This window comes from Peterkaempfera griseoplana (assembly GCF_001418575.1).
GTDB classification, from domain to species: Bacteria; Actinomycetota; Actinomycetes; order Streptomycetales; family Streptomycetaceae; genus Peterkaempfera; species Peterkaempfera griseoplana.
On the sequence record NZ_LIQR01000684.1, the window covers coordinates 1 to 3057 of the forward strand.

3 protein-coding genes are annotated in these 3057 nt (G+C 75.7%); all 3 read right to left on the reverse strand.

The window, feature by feature from the left end; genetic code table 11:
• Window positions 1-219 precede the first annotated feature (219 nt).
• Genes AOK09_RS35365 through AOK09_RS35375 form a run of 3 tightly spaced genes read right to left on the reverse strand, consistent with a single transcriptional unit; the run spans window position 220 to window position 3033 of the window.
• A complete protein-coding gene (locus AOK09_RS35365; RefSeq protein WP_055591285.1) occupies window positions 220-1536 on the reverse strand; it encodes a coenzyme F420-0:L-glutamate ligase in 1317 nt (438 codons plus the stop codon).
• Window positions 1533-2489 carry a 2-phospho-L-lactate transferase gene (gene cofD, locus AOK09_RS35370; protein ID WP_055591286.1) on the reverse strand — a complete coding sequence of 319 codons (957 nt, stop codon included), beginning with the start codon at window positions 2487-2489 and terminating at the stop codon, window positions 1533-1535. Before cofD ends, AOK09_RS35365 begins: the two co-directional genes overlap by 4 nt.
• 34 nt (window positions 2490-2523) lie before the next feature.
• Entirely contained in the window at window positions 2524-3033 is a 510-nt protein-coding gene (locus tag AOK09_RS35375; protein WP_055591287.1) for a cysteine dioxygenase, read from the reverse strand.
• Window positions 3034-3057 lie beyond the last annotated feature (24 nt).

Consider the following 3057-nt stretch of genomic DNA (forward strand, 5'->3'; position numbering starts at 1 on the left):
CCCCCGCACTGAGGGGCAGCCGATCAGTGGGACACCTCAAGGCCGCTCGGCCGCCGGTGGCCACCGGGTACGGGCACCCGGGGCCACCTGGACGCTAGGCCGGGCCTCGCAGCCGACCCGCTGTTTCTCTCCCCCTCCAGCGGGCCGGCTGCCCCATGTCTGAGGCCTCCCGTCTCGGTGGCTGCCCGTCTCCGCGGGGCGGCGGACCGCGCCGGGCCCTCAGCGGACGGTGACGAAGGGGTCCGCCGGGCGGTCGGGCCGCTGCGGGGGCGCGGCGGCGGGACGGCCGACGGCGACGGCGCCCATCGGGTCCCAGCCGTCGGGAAGGCCCAGCGCCTTCCGTACGGTGGGCCGGCAGAACAGGGTGGACGACACCCAGGCGGAGCCGTAGCCCTCGCCGGCCAGGGCGACCAGCAGGTTCTGCACGGCGGCTCCCATGGCCACCACGAACATCTCCCGCTCGGCGGCGGCGCGCCGCTCGTCGGGATAGTCATGGGCGCCGTCGGTGACCAGGCACGGCACCACCAGGTAGGGGGCGTCCCGGAGCACGTCGCCGCGCCGGGTGCGGCGGGCGATCCTCTCCTCGGTCCAGCCGTCCAGCTCCCGCAGGTCGGTGCGCCAGGCGTCGAGCATGGCGTCCAGCAGCCCGGTGCGCGCCGCCTCGGTCTCCAGCAGCACGAAGCGCCAGGGGGTGGTGTGGTGCGGGGCGGGCGCGGTGACCGCCGCGGCGACCGCCCGGCGTACGGCGCCGCCGTCCACGGGTTCAGCGGTGAACTCCCGGACGGTACGGCGCAGGGTGACGGCCTGGCGTACCGCCTCGGAGGTGCCCAGCCGGAACATGTCGTCGGCCGCGGCGCGGATCAGCGGCCGGGCACCGGGCCCGTGCCCGGCGGTGGTGACCTCGCCGAGGCCGCGGACCACGGCGACCGGCAGGCCCGCGGTCTTGCCCTTGACCAGGTCCCCGGCGGCGGCGAGCTCGTCGGCGGTGGCGGTGACGGTCATCGCCAGCTCGTTGCCGTGGGAGTCGGTACGGCCGCGGTGGTCGTCGAGGACGGCGAGTCCGGCGGCGCCGATGGCGACGTCGGTGAGGCCGTTGCGCCAGGGACGGCCGAAGGTGTCCGTTACCAGCACGGCGACCTCGGCGCCGGTCAGGTCGCGCAGCCGGTCCCGCAGGCCGCGGGCGGAGGCGTCGGGGTCCTCGGGGAGCAGCAGCACGGTGCCCGGGACGGTGTTGGAGGCGTCCACCCCGGCGGCGGCCATCACCAGGCCCTGACGGTTCTCCACGATCCGGGTGCGGCCCCGGCGGGCGACCACCCGGACCGTCTCGGCGTCGATGGCGGCCTCGCGGTCCGCGGCGGCCAGCAGCCGTCCCTCGGCCTTGCTGACGACCTTGGAGGTGACCAGCAGGATGTCGCCGTCCAGCAGGCCGGGCTGCCCCTCGGCGGTGGCCGCCGCGGCGACGGCGGCGGCCAGGTCGTCGCCGGGGCCGATCTCGGGGATGCCGGGGACCGCCCACACCGTGTACCCGCCGGTCACCCGCGTACCTCCTCGGCCAGCGCCAGGGCCGCCCGGGCCATCGCGGCGGTGGCCTCGACGTCGGTCATCATCAGCGGCACCGCCCGGCAGGCGATCCCGGCCTCCTCGACGGCGGGCACGGCGGCCGCGTCGGCGGTGTCCACCAGCCAGCCGTCCAGCAGCCCGGGGCCGTAGTGCCGGGCGACGGCGCCGGCGGTGGACTCCACTCCGACGGCGGCCAGCACCTTGTCGGCCATGCCCCGCACCGGGGCGCCGCCGACGATGGGGGAGAGGCCGACCACGGGCGCGTCGGCCTCGGCGAGTGCCTGGCGGACGCCCGGTACGGCGAGGATGGTGCCGATGGAGACCACCGGGTTGGACGGCGGGAAGAGGACCACGTCCGCCTCCGCGATCGCCTCCAGCACACCCGGGGCGGGCTTGGCGTCCTCCGCCCCGACCGGCAGGATCGCCTGGGCCTGCACCTCGGCGTGCAGCCGTACCCAGTACTCCTGGAAGTGGACGGCCCGGCGGCCCTCCCCGTCCTCGATCAGGACATGGGTCTCCACCCGGTCGTCGGACATCGGGATCAGCCGCACCCCCGGCTGCCAGCGGGCGCAGAGCGCCTCGGTGACCGCGCTCAGCGGATAGCCGGCGGCGAGCATCTGGGTGCGGACGATGTGGGTGGCGAAGTCCCGGTCGCCCAGGCCGAACCAGTCCGGGCCGACGCCGTACGCCTTGAGCTCCTCCTTGACCGACCAGGTCTCCGCGGCGCGGCCCCAGCCCTGCTCCTCGTGGATGCCCCCGCCGAGGGTGTACATCACGGTGTCGAGGTCCGGGCAGACCTTCAGCCCGAAGAGGTGGATGTCGTCGCCGGTGTTGCCGATGACGGTGATCTCGTCGCCGGGGGCGGCTGCCTTGAGTCCGCGCAGAAAGCGCGCGCCGCCGATCCCTCCGGCCAGTACCACGATGCGCATACGGCCATCCTCCCAGGCTTCGGGGCCCGGACGGTCAACCGGCCTCGTGCGCGGCCTGTCCGGCCGGGGCCGTGGTGGCGCCGTACTGGTTCATCTCGACCAGGCCGGGCGAGTAGACATGGATGCTGACCGCGGGCTCCAGCGCGGTGTTGACCACCTCGTGGACGTATCCGGGGGCGAACACCCGCTGGGCGCCGGGCCGCAGCGTACGGGTGGACTCGCCGGCGCGGCCCAGGGAGCGCTCCGCCAGTTCGCCCTGAACGACCGTCAGCACTCCGGAGGAGGCGCCGTGGTCGTGCAGTCCGCTGGACTGGCCGGGCAGCCAGCTGAGCAGCCACACCTCGTAGCCGGGGCCGGTCTCCAGGCGGGCGTACCAGCGGGTGAGGGCGTCGTAGCGGACCAGCGGCTCCCAGCGGGCCCGGTCGGCGGCGATCCGGCGGGCCAGCGCGGCGAAGCCGGAGACCGTGACGGGGTGCCGGGGGGCGTTGTCCACGGCGAGGTGGGGGAAGGCCATGGGGTCGCCGGCGATGGAGAGGTCGCTCAGGCCGTCGGTCCAGCGGCTCGGGGC